This is a genomic window from Vibrio sp. B7 (assembly GCF_963888765.1).
Lineage (GTDB): Bacteria > Pseudomonadota > Gammaproteobacteria > Enterobacterales > Vibrionaceae > Vibrio > Vibrio anguillarum.
Genome location: NZ_CAWPKR010000033.1, coordinates 317,105 through 338,954, shown reverse-complemented (window position 1 = coordinate 338,954; position 21,850 = coordinate 317,105). Strand labels below are relative to the sequence as shown.

Sequence of the window (21,850 nt, the reverse complement as noted above, 5' to 3'; positions counted from 1 at the left end):
AATTAATCCAGTGTACGTTTAATTTCCACTGTTTCGAAGACTTCGATTTGGTCACCAACGCGAACATCATTGTAGTTCTTAACGCCGATACCACATTCGTAGCCATTCTTCACTTCTTGCACGTCATCTTTAAAGCGACGTAGCGACTCAAGCTCACCTTCGTAGATAACCACGTTATCACGTAGAACACGGATAGGGCTATTACGTTTGATAACGCCTTCAGTCACCATACAACCAGCAACTGCACCTAGTTTAGGTGATTTAAATACTTCACGAACCTGAGCAAGACCAATGATCTCTTGCTTAAACTCTGGTGCTAGCATGCCGCTCATGGCCGCTTTTACTTCATCAATCAATTGATAAATGATTGAGTAGTAACGTAGGTCTAAGTTTTCAGATTCGATAGTACGACGTGCTGATGCATCAGCACGAACGTTAAAGCCAAGTACGATAGCGTTAGAAGCTGCTGCAAGTACTGCGTCAGTTTCTGTGATACCACCCACACCAGAACCCACGATGTTCACTTTCACTTCATCAGTTGAAAGGTTACGCAGTGAATCAGCAATGGCTTCAACCGAACCTTGAACGTCTGCTTTTAGTACCACGTTCAGTTCAGCCACTTCGCCCGCTGTCATGTTAGAGAACATGTTTTCGAGCTTAGATTTCTGCTGACGTGCAAGCTTCACATCACGGAATTTACCTTGACGATAATTTGCCACTTCACGTGCTTTACGCTCATCACGAACTACTGTTGCTTCATCACCGGCAGCTGGAACACCAGACAAACCTAGAATTTCAACAGGAATTGATGGGCCCGCTTCCGTAACTTCGTTACCAGTTTCGTCGCGCATCGCACGAACACGACCATATTCTTGACCACACAGTACGATGTCGCCTTTGCGTAGTGTTCCTGATTGAACAAGAACGGTTGCCACAGGGCCACGGCCTTTATCAAGACGAGACTCAACCACCACACCAGACGCCATACCATCTTTAACAGCATGAAGCTCAAGAACTTCAGCTTGAAGTAGGATAGCTTCTAGTAGGCCTTCAATATTGGTTCCCTGTTTCGCAGAGATGTGAACAAACATGTTCTCACCGCCCCACTCTTCAGGAATGATGTTGTGTTGAGCAAGCTCATTTTTCACGCCATCTGGGTTCGCGCCATCTTTATCGATTTTGTTTACTGCAACGATAAGTGGCACATTCGCCGCTTTCGCATGTTGAATCGCTTCAACCGTTTGTGGCATTACGCCATCATCTGCTGCAACAACCAATACAACGATATCTGTCGCTTGAGCACCACGAGCACGCATTGAAGTAAACGCAGCGTGTCCAGGAGTATCAAGGAAGGTGATCATACCGTTTGGTGTTTCAACGTGGTAAGCACCAATGTGCTGAGTAATACCACCGGCCTCGCCTGATGCAACGTGTGTGCGACGGATGTAATCAAGTGTTGATGTCTTACCGTGGTCAACGTGACCCATGATAGTAACAACTGGCGCACGAGGCACTGCTTCAAACTTGTTATCACGGTCAGAAAGGATCGCTTCTTCCAGTTCATTCTCTTTGCGGATGAGAACTTTATGACCCATTTCTTCAGCGACTAATTGCGCGGTTTCTTGGTCGATCACTTGGTTGATGGTTGCCATTGCGCCCATCTTCATCATCACTTTGATAACTTCAGTTGCTTTCACTGACATTTTGTTTGCCAGTTCAGAAAGAACAATCGTTTCACCGATCACAACATCTTGCTTAGCGACAACCGCTGTTTTATCAAAACCATGTTGCATCGATGCAGGTTTAGCCATACGACCTTTACGAGCTTTGCCTCGGCGCGTACCGCGCTCTTGCTTATCATCCTGAGATGAGATTTTGCTCTTATTAGCTTTCGTAGATTTACGGCTAGCACCTTCTTCACGGCGATCTGCTTCATCTTCGGCTTCACGTGCATACGTTGAAGTCGTAACATGGTAATCTGTATTTTCTTCCATACTACCCTTTTTCTCTTCTTCAGCAGACCAACGCTCTTTATTCTTCTCAGCCAATTCACGTGCTATTTCTAGCTGGCGCTGACTTTCCTCTTCAGCTTTACGTAATGCTTCGGCTTCTTGACGACGTTTAAGCTCTTCGGCTTCTTTTCGCGCTGCTTCTTGCTTCATTTTATTTTCAGCAGAAAGTTCTGGTTTCACTGCAGAACGTTTTGCTTTCTCATCCGCGTTAGCTGTTGCATTCGTTTGTGCTTCAACCTTCGCTTTCTCTTGTGCCTCACGCTTCACTTTTTCTTCGGCTTCACGCTTTGCTTTTTCTTCGGCTTCGCGCTTTGCTTTTTCTTCGGCTTCGCGCTCTGCTAATTCTTGTGCTTCACGTTGCGCGGCTTCTTCCGCTTCACGTGCTGCTTCATCGTCTACTGTACTGCGCTTAACGTAGGTACGTTTTTTACGCACTTCAACTTGAACATTCTTACTTTTGCCGCCGCCGGCATTGACGCTCAATGTGCTGCGTGTTTTTCGCTGCAACGTCAAACGAGTCGGCTCTGAGTCACCAGTGGTATCACCGTGCTCTTTTCTAAGATGTGACAGTAGCTTATGCTTTTCATCATCAGAAACGTTATCAGAACTCGTTTTGTTCATGCCTGCATCAGCAAGTTGTTCTAACAAGCGGTCAACTGGCGTACCAATTTCTTCACTCAGTGCTTTAACTGTAAGTTGTGTCATGCCGCTCTCTCCCCTTGCTGAGAATTATTCTTCTTCGCTAAACCAACAAATATTGCGCGCTGCCATGATCAATTGACCTGCACGCTCTTCTGTTAAACCTTCAATATTTTCGAGGTCATCAATACCTTGGTCAGCAAGATCTTCTAATGTGACTATGCCTTTCGCTGCGAGTTTAAAGGCCATTTCACGCTCTAAACCTTCTAGTGCGAGCAGATCTTCTGCTGGCTCTAGCCCTTCAAAAGACTCTTCTTGTGCTAGCGCAATCGTGGTCAACGCATTCTTCGCGCGAGTACGCAATGCTTCGATGATATCTTCATCTAGGCCGTCAACTTCAAGTAGCTCAGCAACTGGCACATAAGCCACTTCTTCAAGCGTTGAGAAGCCTTCTTCAACCAATAACTCAGCGAAGTCTTGCTCGATATCGAGGTACTTCATAAAGTTTTCAATAGAAGCCATCGATTCTTCTTGATGTTTTTTCTGTAGATCAGCAACCGTCATAACATTCAATTCCCAACCAGTCAGTTGAGAAGCGAGACGTACGTTTTGACCATTACGACCGATTGCTTGCGCTAGGTTATCCGCTTCAACAGCAATATCAATTGAATGCGTATCTTCATCCATGATGATCGATGCAACATCTGCTGGTGCCATTGCATTGATAACAAATTGAGCTGGGTTATCATCCCAAAGAACGATATCAATGCGCTCACCGCCGAGCTCACTCGATACGGCTTGAACACGTGCTCCACGCATACCGACACACGCGCCCACAGGGTCAATGCGTTTGTCATTGGTTTTGACTGCAATTTTCGCACGCGAACCCGGATCACGAGCCGCGGCTTTCAATTCAATCAGCTCTTCACCGATTTCTGGCACTTCTACACGGAATAGCTCAGCGAGCATTTCTGGTTTTGAACGAGTAATGAAGAGTTGGAATCCGCGCGCTTCAGGGCGTACAGCATATAGCAGACCACGAACTCGGTCACCTGGACGAAAGTTTTCACGCGGTAGCTGGTCATCACGTAAAATAACCGCTTCAGCGTTATTACCTAAATCCAGAATAACCGAATCACGGTTTACTTTCTTAACAACGCCAGTAACCAACTCACCTTCGTTATCAATAAACTGTTCGACGATTTGCGCACGTTCAGCTTCACGCACTTTTTGTACGATAACTTGTTTTGCTGTTTGTGTTGTAATACGGTCAAAGGTCACTGATTCAATTTGATCTTCAATATATTGACCAAGTTCAGCTGTTTCGTCGTCGTATTTAGCTGCATCGTATGAAATTTCTTTTGTTGGATGTTCAACATTTTCAACGATTAACCAACGGCGAAAAGTTTCAAACTCACCCGTTTTACGGTCGATAGCAACACGTACATCGACTTCAATTTCATGTTTCTTCTTTGTTGATGTGGCAAGCGCAGTTTCAAGCGCCTCAAAAATACGCTCACGAGGTACGGCCTTCTCGTTCGAAACCGCCTCAACTACCGCTAAAATTTCTTTACTCATTTAATCTAGCCTCTTAAGCTCTTTTCTCTAGGAGAACTAAAATTTAGGGATCAGGTTAGCTTTAGAAATATTGCTTAGCGCAAATAGTTCTTCTTTCCCATCAACGCTAATTGCAACGGTTTCGCCATCAATAGAATGGATAATTCCTTTCCATTTGCGACGGTTGCCGACACCCATTTTCAAAACGATGCTGACTTCGTGACCAATAAACTGTTCATAATGCGCTGCTTTAAAAAGTGGTCTCTCTAAACCTGGTGAAGAAACTTCTAGGTTGTAAGCCACAGAAATTGGATCTTCAACATCGAGCACAGCACTCACTTGATGGCTCACTTCTGCGCAATCATCAACGTTAATACCGTTTTCATGATCAATATAGATGCGTAATGTTGAGTGCTCTCCGGCACGAATAAATTCTAATCCAACTAACTCATAACCTGATGCAGCTACTGGAGCGTCAAGCATTTCAGTAAGTTGTCTTTCTAAACCAGTCATTTAAACCACTCCAGAAACAAAAAAAGGGCACAGAGCCCAATTTAAATTCCAAGCAACTATCTGAAAATCTCATACTTGAGAAACTCAGATAACAAAAAACCCCGATTAGTCGGGGTTTTTTGTTGCTGGACCCTGATGATTGAGAATCTAAATTCTCAATTGCAGTGAGGTTGACACTGCACAAACTTGCATCCAAAACCCAAAAAGAATTGGTTGCGGGGGCCGGATTTGAACCGACGACCTTCGGGTTATGAGCCCGACGAGCTACCAAGCTGCTCCACCCCGCGTCCGACTTGCGAGCATTATACGCTCTATCAAGTGATTTACAAGTTTGTAAATAATGGTGCCGAGAGAGGGACTCGAACCCTCACACCTAAGGCGCTAGCACCTCATGCTAGTGTGTCTACCAATTTCACCATCTCGGCAATTATTTGTACTTATCTAAGATAAGTTATTGCGGGATTTCGTCACCAGATTTTACTGGAACGTCACTCGCTGTATCCGTAGTTTGCTCAATCACTTGACCTTTAGTTGGGTCAATCCATTGTGATTCAGTTTTATGCGTAGACAAATTGCCCAATGCCAAACTAAGAATGAAGAATACGGTTGCAAAAATTGCAGTCATTCGGGTTAGGAAATTTCCTGAGCCACTAGCACCAAACACAGTGTTTGACGCGCCAGCACCGAAAGAGGCTCCCATATCTGCGCCTTTACCTTGTTGAATTAACACTAGGCCAATGATACCAAGCGCTGCCAACAGGTAAATCACAAGTAGAACTGTAAACATTACTTCCACCTATGTTCCAAATAGTTGAGCCAGCGCCGTTCTTATCAACTGACTTGAACAAGGCTAGCGACCTCCTCAACGAAGGCGGACGCAATACTAACGAATGCATCCCATGCTGACAAGGAGTATTTTATAAAAAAATGGAGTTTATGCTTCAAGCGGTTAAAAAAAGGGCAACAACACCCTATGTGTATAGCTAACCATAAGATTTCAAGCCGAATTACGGTCATGAAATCCTAGGTTAACTCATATTATTTGTCTGGTTAGCAATTATCTTTAACCGCTTGCGCTATCTTTAATGCTGAATTTTTTACTAGCTCAGCATCTTCCCCTTCCACCATCACGCGCAATAAAGGTTCAGTACCTGATTTACGCAAGAGCACTCGACCTTGGTTACCAAGTTCCGTTTCTACGGCAGCTACAGCCGCTTTTACCGCTTCGGCTTCTAATGGGTTGGAATCACCACTAAAACGTACGTTTTCTAAAACCTGCGGGTAAAGCGTCATGCCTTTAGCCAGTTCATTGAGCGACATTTCACTGCCCACAACGGAAGCAAGAACTTGCAACGCCGCAACAATCGCATCACCCGTAGTCACTTTGTCTAGCAGTATGATGTGCCCTGAATTTTCTGCGCCAATTTTCCAACCTTTTGCCAGCAATTTTTCCATCACATAACGGTCACCAACCGCCGCTCGCACAAAAGGGATACCTAACTGCTTTAAGCCGTTTTCCATACCAAGGTTTGTCATTAGCGTTCCAACAACACCACCTTTTAATTCTCCACGTCTCAGGGCATCACGGGCGATGATATAGGCAATTTGATCTCCATCCACTTTATTACCAAGCTCATCAACCATAATTAAGCGATCGCCATCACCATCAAATGCCAGTCCTAAATCTGCTTTTTCTGCCACAACGCGCTGTTGCAACGCGCGGACATCCGTTGCTCCAACTTCGTCATTAATATTCAGACCATCTGGCTCAACCCCCATTGCTATCACTTCAGCACCAAGTTCCTTAAAGACATTAGGCGCGATGTGATAGGTGGCACCATGAGCACAGTCAACGACGATTTTCAGCTTTGATAAATTCCATTGCGATGGAAAGGTACTTTTACAAAACTCGATATACCGCCCTGCAGCGTCGACCATACGTGAAGCCTTACCAAGTTCGGCAGACTCGACACACTCAATCGGTTTATCCAATTCAGCTTCGATCTCCAATTCAATTTCATCAGGTAATTTAGTCCCTTCGGATGAGAAGAATTTGATGCCGTTATCGTAATAAGGGTTATGCGACGCTGAGATAACGATCCCCGCTTCCGCACGAAAGGTTTGAGTCAGGTAAGCAACAGCTGGCGTCGGCATAGGTCCGGTAAAAATCGCCTTTAATCCTGCAGCGGCTAAGCCCGCTTCTAGAGCCGACTCAAGCATATAACCTGAAATACGCGTATCTTTACCAATAATGACTTTTTTCGTGCCTTGTTTTGCCAATACACGTCCAGCCGCCCAGCCAAGTTTTAATACGAAATCGGGAGTGATAGGATACTGTCCAACTTTACCGCGGACACCATCTGTACCAAAGTAACGTCTTTTGTCAGACATGATTTTTCCTTAATGATTATTGTTAACTATTTTGAATAATGGTTTGTACTATTTTCATTGCTTCAATGGTTTCGTTCACATCATGGACACGAATAATCTGTGCACCTTTCATTGCCGCTACAGCCGCGCAGGTAACGCTCGCCACCATACATTCAGCTGGTTTTTTATTGAGTAGTTTAAAAATCATTGACTTACGAGACATCCCAGCCAATATCGGCAAACCTAGCTGATGAAATGCGTCTAGATGTGCAAGCAGATAATAATTATGCTCAATGGTTTTGCCAAATCCAAAACCGGGGTCGAGGATAATATTTGCACGCGCGATCCCTACGCGCTCGCACGCTGCAACTCGATCTTCTAGAAAGAGCTTAACATCCGCTAACACATCTTGATAATGTGGGCTGGTTTGCATCGTTCGTGGCTGGCCTTGCATATGCATGATACAGACAGGCACTTGTGCTTTAGCCGCAGCCTCTAATGCCCCCGGCTCTTGCAGTGCACGAACATCATTAATCAAGTCAGCACCAGCCTCAACCGCCTGACGCATCACCTCAGCTTTACTGGTGTCAATTGAAATCCAGACGTCATACTTTGCACGAATAGCTTTAATAATAGGAATAACACGAGATAATTCGTCATCGAGAGTCACTTCTGGAGCCCCCGGCCGAGTTGACTCCCCTCCAATATCAATAATGCTGACACCTGCGGCAATCATTTTATCGGCATGCTCTAGTGCCAAATTTAACGCGTTAAATTTTCCACCATCGGAAAATGAATCCGGAGTCATGTTCAAGATACCCATGACATGAGGACGATCGAGGATAAGTGTCTTTGTTGGGGTTTGAATCTTCATTTTGCTCTAAAACACAAAAACCCCGAGAAAGCTCGGGGTTTAATTTGAATATTAACGATTACTCAGCATCTTTCTTTTCTGAGGACTCAGTGGCTACTTCGTCTTCTGCTGCTGGCTCTACTTTTGGCTCTTGAGCTTTTTCCGCTTCCGCTTTTTCTGCTTGAGCTTTGGCTTGATCAGCCCAACCTGCAGGTTCGCGAATCTCGGTTTTACGCTCCATTAAGTCATCAATTTGGCCTGCATCAATCGTTTCGTATTTCATCAACGCATCTTTCATTGCATGCATAATATCCATATTCTCTTCAAGGATTTTACGCGCACGATCATAGTTGCGGTCAATAATTTTACGAACTTCGTCATCAATCAACTTAGCAGTATCTTCAGACACATGCTTAGTTTGAGTCACGCTGCGCCCTAAGAAGACTTCACCTTCATCTTCTGCATACAACAATGGGCCAAGTTTTTCCGAAAAGCCCCATTGAGTAACCATTTTACGAGCAATGGCTGTCGCACGTTCGATATCGTTTGATGCACCAGTTGAAACGTTTTCTGGGCCGTAAATTAACTCTTCCGCTAAACGACCGCCATACAAGCTTGAAATCATAGACTCAAGATGCAGCTTCGACATGCTAACTCTGTCTTGTTCAGGCAAGTACATCGTCACACCTAAAGCTCGACCACGTGGAATAATCGATACTTTATAAACAGGGTCATGTTCAGGTACCAAACGACCAACAATGGCGTGTCCTGCTTCATGATAAGCTGTTGATGCTTTAGTTTCTTCAGACATCACCATCGAACGACGTTCAGCACCCATCATGATTTTGTCTTTTGCTAACTCAAACTCAACCATTGAAACATTGCGTTTGTTACCGCGAGCAGAGAATAACGCCGCCTCGTTCACTAAGTTCGCCAAATCGGCACCAGAGAAACCCGGTGTTCCGCGAGCAATCAATGAAGGTTCAACATCACCAGCTAAAGGTACTTTGCGCATATGAACTTTCAAGATCTGTTCACGACCGCGAACATCAGGTAAACCGACCACCACTTGACGGTCAAAACGCCCCGGACGCAGCAATGCTGGGTCTAAAACGTCTGGACGGTTAGTTGCCGCAATGACGATAACGCCTTCATTGCCTTCAAAACCATCCATTTCAACCAACATTTGGTTTAAAGTCTGCTCACGCTCATCGTGACCGCCGCCGACACCAGCACCACGTTGACGACCTACCGCATCAATCTCATCAATAAAGATGATACAAGGTGAAGCCTTTTTCGCTTGCTCGAACATGTCACGTACACGAGATGCACCGACACCAACAAACATTTCAACGAAATCAGAACCAGATATAGTGAAGAACGGTACTTTCGCCTCACCAGCAATTGCTTTGGCCAGTAATGTTTTACCTGTACCAGGAGGACCAACCATCAAAACACCCGTTGGAATTTTCCCACCCAGTTTTTGGAAGCGACTCGGATCACGCAAGTAATCCACAAGCTCTTTCACATCTTCTTTCGCTTCGTCACAACCAGCCACATCACCGAACGTGGTTTTGATTTGCTCTTCACTCATCATTCGAGCTTTGCTCTTACCAAATGACATGGCACCTTTGCCACCGCCACCTTGCATTTGACGCATGAAGAATATCCAAACACCGATCAGTAGGATCATGGGGAACCAAGAGATAAAAATGGTCCCGAGCAAACTTTGCTCTTCTGGTGGTGTACCTTGTACTTTAACGTTTTGATTAATCAAATCATCAAGCAGTTTTTGATCGTACACGGGCATGTAAGTTACATAGCGAGTACCACCGCCTCTACGAGTAAAGGAAATTTCACTATTGTTAAATTGAGCTTCTTGAATCTGGCCTTGGCCAACTTCCTGTACGAACGTGGTGTAATCCACTGCTTTGCCGTTACTATCACCAGGGCCAAAGCTCTGGAATACCGACATTAAAACGACAGCTATAACTAGCCACAGAATTAAATTTTTTGCCATATCACTCAAGGTGTAAGCCTCGCGATAACTAATTGTAATTAAAGGTAGGGTACTACAGTTTGTAACCTGTAGCCATATGTTAACTTATGCCTTGTACAGCAAAAACGTTAACCTTTGTAACCAGTGGCTACAACAAAGACTTCTCTTGAGCGAGCTCGCGAAGAGTCTGGTTTTCTTATTTTCACGACTTTAAACAGGTTTCGAACTTCTTTGACATAATCATCAAAGCCTTCTCCCTGAAAAACCTTGACCACAAAACTACCATTTGGAGTAAGAACTTGTCGACACATATCTAGAGCTAGTTCAACCAAATACATTGCCCTTGGCTGATCAACCGAATTATTTCCGGCGATGTTAGGTGCCATGTCTGACATCACTACATCAACCATATCAGGCTGTATACGATCTAATAGTGCTTCCAGTACCGCCTCTTCACGAAAATCGCCTTGTAAGAAAGCAACGCCAACAATAGGATCCATCGGCAAAATATCACACGCGATCACTCGGCCTTTATCACCGACGATACCCGCTGAATATTGAGACCACCCGCCGGGAGCCGCCCCTAAATCCACAACAGTCATTCCTGGCCTAAGCAGTTTATCTTTATTTTGAATCTCTTCTATTTTGAAAATAGCACGCGAACGATAACCTCTCTTTTTGGCTTCATTCACGTATTTATCATCAAAATGTTCTTTCAACCAGCGACTAGAGCTGGCCGAATGCTTCTGTTTACTCATTCGATTCCTAACTGAAATGTTTCCATCCAAGAAAGTATGGTAGAAAATATAGTCTTCAGGGATAGATGGCGTTAAAATAGCTTTTTTCAACCCTTATATTAAATAAAATTGGCCGCATAATGAACCTAAGCACCAAACAAAAGCAGCACCTTAAAGGCCTAGCACACAGTTTGAAACCTGTTGTACTGATGGGCGCGAATGGACTCACTGAGGCTGTTCTAGCGGAAATCGAGATTGCCCTCAACCACCACGAACTGATCAAAGTGAAAGTAGCATCCGAAGATCGCGAAACTAAGCAGTTGATTATCGATGCTATCGTGCGTGAGACTGGCGCAGAAAAAGTACAAACCATTGGTAAGATTCTCGTACTATTTCGTCAAACCGAGCAACGTAAAATCGAGATCCCTCGTAAGTAATCAGTCGCGTTATCGACGCTCTGACTCTGATGGATACAGACAAAAAAAGGTCGCACACTGCGACCTTTTTGATTGTTGTTGAAATGAATTAGAGGTATTCAACTTTATCGATTTCGAAATCTTTATCACCACCAGGAGTGGCGATAATCACCTCATCACCTTCCATTTTACCGATCAAACCGCGGGCAATCGGTGAGCTGACAGAAATGCGCCCAGATTTAATCTCAGCTTCATCTTCACCCACAATCTGGTAGCGTTTCACTTCATCAGTATCACTGTCAATCAATGTCACTGTTGAACCAAAAATCACTTTGCCTGTATTTTCCATTTTAGTGATATCGATCACCTGAGCAACAGATAGCTTATATTCAATATCACGAATTTGAGCCTCACAAATACCTTGCTCTTCTCGAGCAGCGTGATATTCCGCATTTTCTTTTAGGTCGCCAAGTTCACGTGCGGTTGCAATAGCTTGGGTAATTTGTGGACGTAATTTTAGCAGCCTATCTAACTCTTCGCGCAGCAATTGTTCACCACGAACTGTCATTGGAACTTTTTCCATTTTATACCTCTAATGCCAAAATTCGTATTTGGGCAAAACAAAACTACCCAACACAACAAAGGTTAGGTAGTACATGGATTAACATAGTTGCTAATCAGTGTAATCAAACTTCGTGACTAAATCATCTTAAATCACACGTGACCCCTGTCAGGTTTCTGTGAATGAGTTTGGGGGAAAGTGATAAAAAACAGACACAAAGCTCATTTTCACGAATGTTTTTGCACAAAAAACCGACCCACTTCACTAAAAAAAAATAAAAAAACAAACTATTCAGACCAGTTGATAAAAACCAATAAACCAAATAAAAAACAAAGACTTGATATTTATTTACACAAAATAAAACGGTGTTCATAAACCTGTTTTATATCATTTTACTAACTAATTTCGGAACTTAAGAGTAAAAAGTAGAACACGAAATGCTAGTAACGTTTGGTTGTACGTTAGTGAAGGTTTACAAAACCCAACCTATGCAACTCAATGTTCAAAAGCACTCGAAGGACGATATAGACGTCGCAAATAAAAATATTTATGGACAGTAAATTAGGACTAAATAAGATGAACAAAACTCTGATTGCTTTAGCAGTATCAGCTGCTGCAGTAGTAACTGGTGTAAATGCTGGTGAGCTATACAACCAAGACGGTACATCTCTAGAAATGGGCGGCCGCGCAGAAGCACGTCTTTCTCTTAAAGATGGCAAAGCGGAAGATAAAACTCGCGTACGTCTAAACTTCCTAGGTAAAGTAGCGATCAACGATAGCCTATACGGTGTTGGTTTCTACGAAGGTGAATTTACTACTGCTGACGACGGTAAAGCTGACCAAAAAGGTGATTTAGAAAACCGTTATACTTATGCTGGTATCGGCGGTAACTTCGGTGAAGTAACTTACGGTAAAAATGACGGCGCGCTAGGTGTTATCACTGACTTTACTGATATCATGTCTTACCACGGCAACTCAGCAGCGTATAAAATCGCTGTAGCAGACCGCGTAGACAACATGGTTGCTTATAAAGGTCAATTTGCTGATCTAGGCGTTAAAGCAAGCTACCGTTTTGCTGACCGTCAAGAAAGCACGTCTGCAATCACAGACAACAATGCAGATGGCTACTCTCTATCAGCTATCTACGCAATCGGCGACACTGGCGTTAAGCTAGGTGCGGGTTACGCAGATCAAGATACAGCAGCGAATGCGTCTTCTGATCAATATATGCTAGCAGCGTCTTACGCTATCTCTGATTTCTACTTCGCTGGTACTTTTGTTGATGGTCAAGACAAAGCAGCAAATAGCAAAACAGATAAAACTGGTTATGAGCTAGCAGCAAAATACACTATGGGTCAAGCTGTATTCACTTCTACTTACAACTACCTAGAATCTAAAAATTCTGGCAATAAAGCAGATGAAGCTGATAACTTTGCAGTTGATGCAACTTACTTCTTCAAACCTAACTTCCGTTCGTACATCTCTTACAACTTCAACCTACTTGATTCAGACAAAGTAGGTAAAGCTAAATCTGAAGACGAACTAGCACTAGGTCTACGTTACGACTTCTAATTCTTGGCTTAATGTCATAGATTTAAAACGCCTGCTTGCTAGCAGGCGTTTTTTTATCTCGCTATACTGTATGCACACTCCGCCCTGAAATGCCGTGTTATGCTCTTATTAAACCGCAGTGCTTTTTTATTCATCCTCTCATTCTTCCTTCCTTTATCGACTTTGGCGTATACGCCTTTGCAAACACTGCCACAAGGTACTCGGGTGGGTTTATTCGTTCACTCTTTAGCCACTGAACAGGTTTTTCAAGATACTGATAACATACAAGCGCTTTTCCCTCCTGCCAGCACTTTAAAAATGCTCACCGCGCTTGCCGCCACGCTAGAGCTTGGCGAACAATTTCGCTTCACGACTCAACTAACTCAACATGGAGATGACATTGTTATTCACTTCTCTGGCGACCCTACGTTAACCAGCCAAGATATGAAGCAGCTACTCAGCGAGCTAAAAAAACAGGGCATCTCACAAATAAAAGGCAACCTTTGGTTAGATAATTCAGCCTTTTCAGGTTACGACCGCGCGGTTGGATCACCTTGGGATATTCTGGGGGTATGCTATAGCGCCCCATCAAGTGCAATCACTCTGGATGGTAATTGTGTGCAAGCCTCTATTTATACGCAACCGAACGGGAAAACTCGGGTTTATGTGCCTGAGCACTATCCCATTCACGTGACCAGCTACGCAAGAAGTGTCACTAAGACTGAACAAGAGAGCGCTCGCTGTGATTTAGAACTGCGTACTTCAGAGCAGAACCATTACCAGCTCGACGGCTGTTTGGCCGAGCGAACACAACCTCTGCCACTAAAGTTTGCCGTGCAAGACCCAAACTTATACGCCACACGTATGATTTATAAGCAACTCAAACAAGTGGGCATTGAATTACTAGGCGAGGTTAAGCTGGGTGTAAAGCAAGATGAACTGAGCATAGAAAAGGGTTCATTGATAGCAACACATCAATCTATGCCACTGTACCCGTTGTTAGAAATGATGCTTAAAGAGTCTGACAATTTGATTGCTGACAGTTTAACCAAAACACTTGGCCAGCATTTTTTTATTCAACCCGGCAGTTTTAGTAATGGCACCGAGGCGATCAAGCAGATCCTTTTTTCTCGAACAGGCATCAACTTGGCACAAGCTCAGTTGGCTGATGGTTCGGGTTTATCACGTAACAACCGCCTGTCAGTACAAAATATGGTGGATGTGCTGAATTACATTTGGATTAATAATCAAACCCTTAAGCTTATTGACATCATGCCTAAAGCCGGTGAATCCGGTACCTTACAGTACCGACGTAGTATGCGTGGCCAAGCTATACAAGGGCAGCTAATTGCCAAAAGTGGTTCGCTTTATGGAACGCATAACATGGCGGGCTTCGGTTTAGATAAACAAGGAAAACCGAGTACATTATTTGTTCAATTCATCACTGATTATTATCCGCAAGATCAAGGCGATAACACTAGTGTTACCGCCCCAATTGCTCAATTTGAGACGCTCTTCTTTGAAGATGTCGTTAAGTTCAGTCAACTCAGTCCTAATGAATAGTTCACTACGTTAAAGTAGATCCACATCCCGGAAATATCGACGATAGAAGCCAGTACTGGGCTAACTAATACCGCTGGATCTAATTTAAAAACGCGCGCAGCAATGGGTAATAAGCCGCCAATCGTCGTGGAAATGGTGACTTGGATAAAGAGCGCAACCGCAATTGCAAACGCAATGTTTTCTAGTGGAAAGCCTCCGGTTGAGTTGGCATCACTAAACAACATAATGCGAGCCACCATCACCGCAGAGATAGCCAACGCAAGGCAAACCGCAACACGGCACTCCTTCCACAATACACGCAACCATTGACGTTTGCGTAATTCACCAACCGCCAACGCGCGCACGACTAACGTCGCAGCTTGCGAGCCAGTATTCCCACCTGCAGCGGCAATAACAGGCATATACACAGCCAAGAGCACAAGCTGGCTCAATGTATCTTCGTACTGGGTAATAATCAGCCCGGATACGATACCAAGTAGTGCCAATACAATAATCCAGCCAATACGCTGCTTCACATGTTCAATCACGCTAGTGGTTAAATAGCTTTGCGCCGTTTCAACTTCTGAGTAAATAAACCCCAATTGGTTAGCGTAATGGCGAGCGCGAATGTCATAGCCCCCTTTATCTAATTCACTGAGTAGTTGCTGAACATAACCAATAGTACAGTGACGTAAAATCGCCACTGCCTCTTCGATAGGCATCACTGCCAATAAATGTACCTGTTTTTGCTGTTCGTACTGCAAAAACGCATTACGAGCCGCACCAATCTCTTCTAAAGAAAAGTTAGGTGAATTTTCAATATAAATGTTGCTCATTACCGTCATGGCGAATCTCCCGATTGGCAAAGGTAACGACCATCGAAATGATACCCAAATGCAATATATTCATGAGCAATGACGTCATTATTCATCAATGTAATTCATAGATAGGTTTTCATCTCAAACTAGAGAGCAGGAGAAAAATCGAGAGGTGTAAATCAGAAAAGATAAGCCCTACCACTGAAGGTAGGAGCGAAGATCGCCAATACCGAAAGCGGTTATTTTTCTCCCTTCATACTAGGGGGATGGTCGGTATTGTTCATAAAAATCTCCGAAAGTACTGCTCAATTAGCAGTGCGCAAATTGTACCAAAGCCTTTGGCGAAATACACTCTGATCTTTGCATCCAATGCGTTTCAATTTCAACCATACTCAATCACAAAAAACCACCATTCAGATTGGAGATTTAATGGCTAATTAATATGCCAAGATCAGGCCCAGCAAAAAAGCGCCCTTAGGCGCTTTGATGAATAGACGGTTCACTTTACTGTGATTTTTACTTTACAATAACTCGTGCGAACTTACGCTTGCCGACTTGGTAAACATAAGTCCCCGCGGCTGGTACATTTTTGCTGTCGTCGATTTTTTCGCCATCTTGTTTGGCACCGCCTTGCTTGATCATTCGCATCGCATCAGACGTTGAAGCCACTAAACCCGCCTCTTTGAGCAGGTTAGTGATAGCAATACCCGCTGCAAATTCAAATTCTGGCATCTCTTCTGGCATCGCACCTTTTTGGAAGCGGTTGATGAACTCTTGCTCAGCCGCATCCGCCTCTTCTTTAGAGTGAAAACGTGCAATGATCTCTTTCGCCAACAAGATTTTAAGATCGCGTGGATTCGTGCCATTTTCAACATCAGCTTTGAACTGTGCGACTTCTTCCAATGGACGGAAAGAAAGCAGCTCGTAGTAGCTCCACATTAATGTGTCAGAGATCGACATGATTTTGCCAAACATTTCACTTGGCGATTCACTGACACCAATGTAGTTGTGCGCTGATTTGGACATTTTTTTCTCGCCATCCAAACCAACAAGCAGTGGCATCATCAAGACAACTTGTGGTTTTTGACCATGTGCTTTTTGCAGTTCACGGCCCATCAGTAGGTTGAATTTTTGGTCAGTACCGCCAAGCTCAACATCTGTCTCCATCGCGACTGAATCATAACCCTGTAGGAGTGGATACATGAATTCATGAATGGCAATAGGCTGACCATTAGCGTAGCGCTTTTTGAAATCATCGCGCTCTAGCATGCGTGCCACTGTTTGGTTCGATGCAAGACGGATCATGCCTTCCGCGCCCAATAGAGACAACCATTCAGAGTTAAACTGAATTTTCGTTTTAGCCGGATCGAGGATCTTAAACACTTGTGTCTTATAGGTTTCAGCATTACGCAAAACATCGTCACGAGTGAGCGGTGGACGCGTGGTATTTTTACCGCTTGGGTCACCAACCATACCCGTGAAATCACCAATCAAAAAGGTGACTTCATGGCCCAAATCTTGAAATGCACGTAATTTATTGAGGATCACCGTATGTCCAAGATGGATATCTGGAGCCGTTGGATCAGCACCTAATTTAATGCGCAGTGGACGGTTTTCTTTCAGTTTCGCGATCAATTCATCTTCTGGGATTAGCTCTTCAACGCCGCGTTTAATTTCAGCTAAAGCCGCTTCAATACTCGCCATTCTTGTTCACTCCTACAGATTTGGCAAAATTTAATAGTTGAACATCTTACTTGAATAGCGATGCTTTTTGAAACCAGTTAGACTAACGAACCGGCTAATTTCTTTATAATTTACTAAACGAACCTAAATATGCTTTCAATTTTCGCTCGTCTCCCTTGGGTGCATCGAATCCTCATCGCCTTTTTAAGCGCACTCATGGTTTTCGCGCTGCTATTTCTGCCAAATCCTGAAGATCTCGCTCAGGATCCGAATCGTCTAGAAATTGGTCGCCATTATCCATTAACCATTAACGCAGAAGCACTCTCTCCGGGAATATCTATCTCGCCTTCGACCATGCTGCGTTGGGAAACTTATCAAGTTAAATCGGGTGAAAGTGCCGCCGTATTATTTCAGCGAATTGGGCTTTCGGCTCGCTTACTCTATCAACTCACGGCAACAAATCGTGATATTGACAGCCAGCTTTCACGACTTAAGCCAGGAGATGAGCTGCAATTTGGCTTTGATGAAAATAATGAACTTGTTCAACTCAATCGCATTATTAGCGCCTTTGAAACCTTTCGTATCACTAAATCGGGCGATGGCTTTGCTTCTGAGTTTGATAAAAAAGAGCTGATGTTCCAGTACAACTATGCCGAAGCGATCATTACTTCAAATTTTTGGAATGCGGGGATAAGCGCGGGTTTAACGGCAAACCAAATCATGGAGTTAGCGGGTATATTTGGTTGGGATGTGGATTTTGCGTTAGATATTCGTGAAGGTGACCAATTTAAGCTGCTATTCCAAGAAAAGGTGGTGGAAGGTGAGGTAATTGGCCGCGGAAATATCATTGCCGCCGCCTTTACCAACCAAGGTACGACGTTCACAGCAATATTGGACGATGCAACAGGCAATTACTATGACGAAAATGGCCGGGCCATGAAAAAGGCCTTTTTACGCTCGCCGATCGATTTTCGTCGCGTGACATCGAATTTCAATCCTGTGCGTCGCCACCCCGTCACAGGAAAAGTCACCGCACACAGAGGAACCGATTATGCCGCGCCAGTTGGTACCCCAATTTGGGCCGCCGGCGATGGTGTGGTTGAGAAATCAAGTTACAACCAATTTAATGGTAATTATGTGTTTATTCGTCACAGCAACACCTACATTACCAAATACCTACACTTACAACGACGTATGGTCAAAACGGGTCAACGAGTCAAGCAAGGACAAACGATTGGTACTTTAGGAGGGACTGGAAGAGTCACTGGCCCTCATCTCCACTATGAATTTTTGGTCAACGGTGTACACAAAAACCCAAGAACGGTCTCTTTACCGCAATCTAAATCCTTAACGGGCCAAGCAAAAACCACCTTTATCGCCAATGCTCAAATTAGGCTTGGGAAGCTAGAACGCTATAGCCAATTACTCTATGCCAATAAATAATAAGAAAAGGCCCACCAATAATGTGGGCCTCATTGTGTAAGATTGAGTAGATTACTCTTCGAGAGTAGGTGGTGGTTCCTTACGCCCCAACATCAACAAGCAAGGCGTCAGTACTAACGTTAAGACAGTGGCAAAAGCAAGGCCTCCCGCAACGGCCGTGGCGAGTTGTGACCACCATTGCGTGCTGGGAGCGCCAAACTCAATTTTCTGGTTAATCAAGTCGATGTTCATCTCCAGTACCATTGGCAATAACCCTAAAATAGTCGTCACTGTGGTCAATAAAACGGGCCTTAAACGCTGAACACCAGTGCGTAAGATGGCCTCTTGTTTTGACAAGCCTCTGCGTATCAGTTGGTTATAAGTATCTATCAATACGATATTGTTATTCACCACGATGCCTGCCAAGGCGATGACCCCAATACCTGACATAATAATGCCGAAAGGTTTTTGGAAAATCAGCAGGCCCGCAAATACTCCGACCGTTGAAAACAGTACTGCACTTAAAATGAGGAATGCTTGGTAAAAACTATTAAATTGCGTAACCAGAATTAACCCCATCACCACCAGCGCAATCAAAAATGCATTTTTTAGAAATTCTGAGGAATGTTCCTGCTCTTCATTTTGCCCTCGTAATTTAAACTCCACCCCATTAGGTAAATTCAGTTCCGACAATGCTTGAGTAACTTTCGGCAATTCAAGGGCCAGATTATACCCTTCCTTTAGATCCGCCATAATATCGATAACCCGTCGGCCATCAATCCGTTTGATCGTATCTTGTTTGTGATCCGGTTTTATCTGCGCAAAATTGGTTATCGGCACCAGACCTGCGGGTGTGTTGACCCGTAACTGATCAAATCGACCAATATCCCGCTTATCCTCTGGATAACGCACCAAAATATCGACCTCTTCGTTTGCATCATCAGGCAAGTAGTCACCAATTTTTAGTCCATTAGTCACAAATTGCACTGTGTTACCTACCAATGTCGCATCGGCTGAAAATCGAGAAGCATCATCACGTCGAATATCAATTCGCCAGTCAATTCCTTCTTTATTTGAGGTGTCACTGATATTAGTCAACGCGGGATTGTTATCAGCCCACTTTCTGACCATTTTAGCGGCCTCATTAAGATTTTCAGGAGTACGCGCCGACATTTCAATCACCAGATCATGCTCAACCGGTGGCCCTGCATCTGGAAATTTATACTCGATTTCCACCCCTGAAAACTGATCCGTGGTGCTTTTAAGCTCTTCAATAATCGCTTTGACGGTGCGGCGATATTGCCAATCAACAGGGGTAATTTGAATCTGGCCAATTTCATCCTCTCCCCCCGTTCGAGTATAGACGCTCTCAAATTCCTCATGGCCAAGCATCACCTGCTCAATTTCTTGCATTAAGGTGTCTTTTTCTTGGATGGAAAGATCGCCATAAGAACGAACTTTAACGGTGAAATAAGGCGGATCCACCTCAGGGAAGAATTCGGCACCGAGCCCTGCTTTGGCATAAGCAAAACCAATCACAATCGCGAGCACTATCGCACTGAACAGTATTTTAAGTGGGTGACGAATCGCAATGGCCAACGTGTGATAATAGAGCTTGGTGATGCCCGTCGCTTGGGCAAAATCACCTTCATGTAAAGCAATCATCCGTGCTTGACTGGCAGCCGAAGCATGTTGCGGTCGGCCAATTAAGCCTCCTAGCACAGGTACGAAAAGCAGTGCCATAATCAATGAAGCAGCCAGTGTAGCGATAAGCGTGAGAGGCAAGTATTTCATGAACTCACCCGTGATATCTGGCCAAAAAAGCAGAGGGGCAAAAGCGGCTAAAGTAGTAGCGGTTGATGCGGTAATCGGCCATGCCATCCGTTTTGCGGCATCTCGATACGCTTCTTTACGCGGCACACCTTCTTGCATGCGCCGATCAGCAAACTCAGTTACCACTATGGCTCCATCAACCAGCATGCCAACCGCCATAATTAATGCAAATAACACGACAATATTGACGGTTAGTCCAAACACCGACAAGACTAATAATCCGGTCAAAAATGAGCCTGGTATTGAGATACCAACCAGCAGCGCCGTCCTCATTCCCAAAATAGCGATAATCACGATCACGACTAAAATAATGGCCGACAGAATATTGTTTTGTAGATCGTTGAGCATGATTTCAACGTCTTTCGACTCATCCCACGTGTATTTCACCAACAAATTACTTGGCCAATCTTCCCGTTTTTGCGCCTCTCCCATTACCGTTTTTACCAGCTCAACGGTTTCGATGATATTTTCACCAGCACGCTTTTTAACGTCCAACACCACCGCCGATTTGCCATCTAAACGAGCAAAGCTTTCGGGGTCCCGAAATGCTCGTCTGACGGTCGCGATATCGCCAAAGGTGATTACTTGCTTACCATCAACCTTCACCGGAAGCTCTAACACATCTTTCAAGGATTCAAAAACAGAAGGAACCTTTACGGAAAAACGTCCGTAGCCCGTATCGACGAAACCCGCCGCAACGACTTTATTATTCAGTGCGATTAAGTTATAGATATCGCCTTGATCGAGTCCGTAACTTTCCATCAATAGGGGATCGACAATGATCTCAACAATATCTTCGCGATCGCCAGCGATATCAACTTCTAATACTTGTCGGTAGCTTTCTAATTTGTCTCTCAACTGCCTTGCAATTTGTACGATGGCTCGCTCTGGTAAAGTGCCATAAAGCACCACTGATAATACCGGTTGCTCTGATGCCAATGTTACTTCGTTCACGGTCGGCTCATCGCTGTCTGCTGGTAGCTTCGGCTCGGCCAAATTGACCGCATCTCTCACATCCGCCATCGCTTTATCAAGGTTAACGCCAACGTTAAATTCCAAAACTACAGAAGCATGCCCTTCGGAAGCATTCGACGTCATCTCTTTTACGCCTTCAATAGAGCGCATTTCTTGCTCTAGGGGCCGCACGATAAGGCGCTCAGCATCACTCGGTGATATGCCTTGATGACTTACGGAGACATAAATAATAGGAATAGTAATGTCAGGGCTCGATTCTTTAGGGATCGAAAAATAGGTCGCCACGCCAGCGATCAAGATAAAAATCAGCAGCGATAACATAGTGCGCGAGCGAGAGAGCGCCGCATCAATAATAGAAAACATGGCGC

16 protein-coding genes and 2 tRNA genes are annotated in these 21,850 nt (G+C 44.3%); 4 read left to right on the top strand and 14 right to left on the bottom strand.

The genetic code is table 11. The features are described 5' to 3' along the window. Positions 1–2: 2 nt before the first annotated feature. From infB to rlmE, 10 genes are all read right to left on the bottom strand, one after another. Positions 3–2,717: a translation initiation factor IF-2 gene (gene infB, locus AACV32_RS11035; protein WP_170894987.1), complete on the bottom strand. Its 2,715-nt coding sequence runs from the start codon at positions 2,715–2,717 to the stop codon at positions 3–5. A 24-nt stretch (positions 2,718–2,741) separates the two neighbouring features. After that, entirely contained in the window at positions 2,742–4,229 is a 1,488-nt protein-coding gene (gene nusA, locus AACV32_RS11030) for a transcription termination factor NusA (RefSeq protein ID WP_013857618.1), read from the bottom strand. A gap of 36 nt (positions 4,230–4,265) precedes the next feature. Next, positions 4,266–4,721 (bottom strand): ribosome maturation factor RimP, encoded by a 456-nt coding sequence (gene rimP / locus AACV32_RS11025; protein WP_013857619.1) that lies wholly within the window; start codon positions 4,719–4,721, stop codon positions 4,266–4,268. A gap of 210 nt (positions 4,722–4,931) precedes the next feature. Continuing rightward, a tRNA-Met gene (locus tag AACV32_RS11020) sits at positions 4,932–5,008 on the bottom strand. Positions 5,009–5,062: 54 nt separating this feature from the next. Further along, positions 5,063–5,146 (bottom strand) — tRNA-Leu (locus AACV32_RS11015). 26 nt (positions 5,147–5,172) lie between these two features. Beyond that, positions 5,173–5,508, bottom strand: a complete 336-nt coding sequence (secG, locus tag AACV32_RS11010) for a preprotein translocase subunit SecG (protein ID WP_010318534.1) — start codon at positions 5,506–5,508, stop codon at positions 5,173–5,175. Positions 5,509–5,771: 263 nt separating this feature from the next. Further along, positions 5,772–7,112 carry a phosphoglucosamine mutase gene (glmM, locus tag AACV32_RS11005; RefSeq protein WP_170894988.1) on the bottom strand — a complete coding sequence of 447 codons (1,341 nt, stop codon included), beginning with the start codon at positions 7,110–7,112 and terminating at the stop codon, positions 5,772–5,774. 22 nt (positions 7,113–7,134) lie between these two features. After that, positions 7,135–7,965: a dihydropteroate synthase gene (gene folP, locus AACV32_RS11000; protein ID WP_170894989.1), complete on the bottom strand. Its 831-nt coding sequence runs from the start codon at positions 7,963–7,965 to the stop codon at positions 7,135–7,137. 58 nt (positions 7,966–8,023) lie between these two features. Beyond that, positions 8,024–9,973 carry an ATP-dependent zinc metalloprotease FtsH gene (ftsH, locus tag AACV32_RS10995; protein WP_017049783.1) on the bottom strand — a complete coding sequence of 650 codons (1,950 nt, stop codon included), beginning with the start codon at positions 9,971–9,973 and terminating at the stop codon, positions 8,024–8,026. A 98-nt stretch (positions 9,974–10,071) separates the two neighbouring features. Beyond that, positions 10,072–10,701 carry a 23S rRNA (uridine(2552)-2'-O)-methyltransferase RlmE gene (rlmE, locus tag AACV32_RS10990; RefSeq protein ID WP_010318530.1) on the bottom strand — a complete coding sequence of 210 codons (630 nt, stop codon included), beginning with the start codon at positions 10,699–10,701 and terminating at the stop codon, positions 10,072–10,074. A 119-nt stretch (positions 10,702–10,820) separates the two neighbouring features. On the opposite strand from rlmE, the gene yhbY reads away from it, so the two are divergent. Beyond that, positions 10,821–11,117 (top strand): ribosome assembly RNA-binding protein YhbY, encoded by a 297-nt coding sequence (gene yhbY, locus AACV32_RS10985; RefSeq protein WP_010318529.1) that lies wholly within the window; start codon positions 10,821–10,823, stop codon positions 11,115–11,117. Between the two features lie 88 nt (positions 11,118–11,205). Here yhbY and greA read toward each other — a convergent pair whose 3' ends face one another. Beyond that, positions 11,206–11,679 (bottom strand): transcription elongation factor GreA, encoded by a 474-nt coding sequence (gene greA, locus AACV32_RS10980; protein ID WP_013857625.1) that lies wholly within the window; start codon positions 11,677–11,679, stop codon positions 11,206–11,208. Positions 11,680–12,234: 555 nt separating this feature from the next. Between greA and ompU the strand changes: the two genes are divergently transcribed. Together ompU and dacB are read left to right on the top strand one after the other, a co-directional pair. Then, a complete protein-coding gene (gene ompU, locus AACV32_RS10975; protein WP_017049782.1) occupies positions 12,235–13,230 on the top strand; it encodes a porin OmpU in 996 nt (331 codons plus the stop codon). A gap of 99 nt (positions 13,231–13,329) precedes the next feature. After that, entirely contained in the window at positions 13,330–14,772 is a 1,443-nt protein-coding gene (gene dacB, locus AACV32_RS10970) for a serine-type D-Ala-D-Ala carboxypeptidase (protein WP_170894990.1), read from the top strand. On the opposite strand, the gene AACV32_RS10965 is transcribed toward dacB, so the two are convergent. Together AACV32_RS10965 and tyrS are read right to left on the bottom strand one after the other, a co-directional pair. Continuing rightward, the gene (locus AACV32_RS10965) at positions 14,751–15,596 is read right to left on the bottom strand and encodes a magnesium transporter (RefSeq protein ID WP_064624449.1); all 846 of its coding nucleotides are present in this window, start codon (positions 15,594–15,596) and stop codon (positions 14,751–14,753) included. The two genes, dacB and AACV32_RS10965, sit on opposite strands and share 22 nt — an antisense overlap. Before the next feature lie 489 nt (positions 15,597–16,085). After that, entirely contained in the window at positions 16,086–17,273 is a 1,188-nt protein-coding gene (gene tyrS / locus AACV32_RS10960; protein ID WP_019283242.1) for a tyrosine--tRNA ligase, read from the bottom strand. Between the two features lie 129 nt (positions 17,274–17,402). Between tyrS and AACV32_RS10955 the strand changes: the two genes are divergently transcribed. Next, positions 17,403–18,695, top strand: coding sequence for a peptidoglycan DD-metalloendopeptidase family protein (locus AACV32_RS10955; protein WP_170894991.1), 1,293 nt, complete (start codon positions 17,403–17,405; stop codon positions 18,693–18,695). 51 nt (positions 18,696–18,746) lie between these two features. Here AACV32_RS10955 and AACV32_RS10950 read toward each other — a convergent pair whose 3' ends face one another. After that, positions 18,747–21,845 (bottom strand): efflux RND transporter permease subunit, encoded by a 3,099-nt coding sequence (locus AACV32_RS10950; RefSeq protein WP_017049778.1) that lies wholly within the window; start codon positions 21,843–21,845, stop codon positions 18,747–18,749. Between the last annotated feature and the right edge of the window lie 5 nt (positions 21,846–21,850).